The 2,340-nt window shown below is 27.1% G+C and carries 2 protein-coding genes; both read left to right on the top strand.

What is annotated here, in order from left to right; all coding sequences use genetic code 11:
• Positions 1-224: 224 nt before the first annotated feature.
• Entirely contained in the window at positions 225-1,742 is a 1,518-nt protein-coding gene (locus tag AJ932_RS00155) for a DUF6402 family protein (RefSeq protein ID WP_070288983.1), read from the top strand.
• Positions 1,743-2,243: a hypothetical protein gene (locus AJ932_RS00160; protein WP_070288985.1), complete on the top strand. Its 501-nt coding sequence runs from the start codon at positions 1,743-1,745 to the stop codon at positions 2,241-2,243.
• Positions 2,244-2,340: the final 97 nt, after the last annotated feature.

Consider the following 2,340-nt stretch of genomic DNA (forward strand, 5'->3'; position numbering starts at 1 on the left):
TTAGATCAAGATAATACTATAAAACAAGATACACCTAGTTATTATTTTTCTCCTAAAGATGAATTCAAATGCAAATCATAAAGGATAAAATAATATATGAAAACAAGCCAAATATATGAAACTTTATAAATATGCTAGAATGTGCTGGACTAGGTATTCTATAAATTTAAATGAGAACATGCTTAAGGAATTTCTAAAAAATATAAAAACAATAGGATGAAATAATGGATGAAGAACTTTTTTGGGAAAACATTGTTCCAGTAGGACATATTAATGAAGAAACTTTAAAGAGCCAAATTTATATTAATAATATAAATTTTAGCACTTTGCAATATGATGAAACAGTTTTACCTACAGAATTAGAGTGTTGTTATAATGAATTTAAATACTATCAAAAAAGCAATAATGAAATAGCAACACTAGGTTGGGCTGTTAGTTATCAACTTCAAGTATTGTGGCAAAATAGCCCTAAGATAGATACAATACAAAATTATCATCTCCCCGTAAAACAAAATAAGCCTAATAATCCCCAAGCAGAACAAAGACTAAAAGAAATACAAAATTTCTTACAAAGTAAAGGTATAGAACCCCTTATTTTACATTATACCCCTTATCCAAACAACACACAAACCCAAGAGATGAAAAGACTAAGGCAAAATTCAGAGCGTTTTTCTCGCCATATAGATAATAAAACAAATGAAGTAAGAGAAGAAAGGCGTTCTATTAAATTTTACACTACGCTAGATTGGGATAAGTTTTATTCTCATTTTCCTATAATAAAAAGACTAAGTAAAAAATTTCATACAAAAGAAGACATATACACTCAAAATTTTACAAAGCAAATAGAAAAAATTTTAAGAAAAACTCATAATATTTTGATATTAAAAAATTTGCCTCAAGGAGAATATAAATTTGATTTTGCTATCGATATAAAAGAAAATCGAAGCGATAAAAATGAAGAATCTTATATCATCATTAAAGAAAATGATGAAATTTCAAAAGATTATAAACGCATTTTACACTGTAAGCCCTATGAGCTTGATACTTTAAATTGTCAATATATAGGTATGGGTGATGATGAGTTTTTCAGACAAATTTGGCAAAATTTAGGTATAAATATTGCAGAGAAATTTAAGGTAGATTTTTCTTATGCTAGACTTGATAAATTTATTTTTGCGACATCGCCATTTGGACTTACTTATAATACATATGAGACTTTAGAGCAAACTTATGATGAACTCATGCAAGATCTATCTCTTTATGCTTGTAGTGGTAAATTTTCTTTTAATTTTGTTCCTTCAAAATTAAGCATTAAAAAAGAAATTCAAGGAGATAGAGAAAAGGTATCATACCGCGTTGATGAAATGCTTATTTATGTTTATGATAGCTTTGATTTTTTAGATCAAGGACATGAATTTGATGATAAGGGAAATTTTATCAAGCTAGGACAACCTGTTGGAGCTTGGGATTTTAATGAAAAGAGTTTTAGTATTTGGGGCTCTACAAGACAGATGGGAACTTATAGTCCAAAATGGTACTTGAAGCGCATACCCAAAATAACCTTTGCTGATATTCTACAATCCCCAAAAACTAAACAATATTATATTTACAATCAAGATTATCAAGACTATCAAAAATTCACTCCTTATGGTTTGGACTTTAAACTTTATAGTAAAGATTTTATCACTAAGCTTGATTTTAAAGATAAAGCTTATAATGTGCTTTATAATACAGGGGTTTAAATGGGAGAAGATATTATACTTTCTATTTTTTGGGGTTTGATAGGATTTATTCTTGCTTGTAGTGTTATAGAATTTTATCTTATAGCTCTAAGCGTTCTTATTGTCTTTTCTATTTTAAATTATTGGATTAAGATTAATATAAAAGAATTTGTAAAATCTTATTTTTCAATATCTTTTATTATCTTTTTTATGGCTATTGTTATTGTATTTTATCTTACTTATGATCTTGAAACTTCTAGATCACTTGTATTGCTGGGTCCTCCAGAAATTGAAAAATTATCACCACAAGAATATAAAGCATATAATTATTTTGATTTTTTAGGCGGTATAACTTTTATTTTTTTAGTAATCACATTTTTTATACTTCCTTGTTTATTACAAGCTTATTTATTTAAATGTTATAGTACAGGAAAAAAACGCAAAAAATTAAGTTGGTTTATAGGGTTTGTGTGCAATCCTATATTAATGGCGGGTGTGTATGTTGTATATGAAAATCTTTAAAGACTATCAAAAATTCACTCCTTATGGTTTGGATTTTAAACTTTATAGTAAAGATTTTATCACTAAGCTTGATTTTAAAGATAAAGCTTATAATGTG

Origin of the sequence: Campylobacter sp. BCW_6873 (assembly GCF_001762365.1) — a bacterium.
In the GTDB taxonomy this organism is placed as follows: Bacteria; Campylobacterota; Campylobacteria; order Campylobacterales; family Campylobacteraceae; genus Campylobacter_D; species Campylobacter_D jejuni.

Coding starts and splice junctions, on each gene's coding strand:
- AJ932_RS00155 (WP_070288983.1), top strand. CDS start 225: ATGGATGAAGAACTTTTTTGGGAAAACATTGTTCCAGTAGGACATATT.
- AJ932_RS00160 (WP_070288985.1), top strand. CDS start 1,743: ATGGGAGAAGATATTATACTTTCTATTTTTTGGGGTTTGATAGGATTT.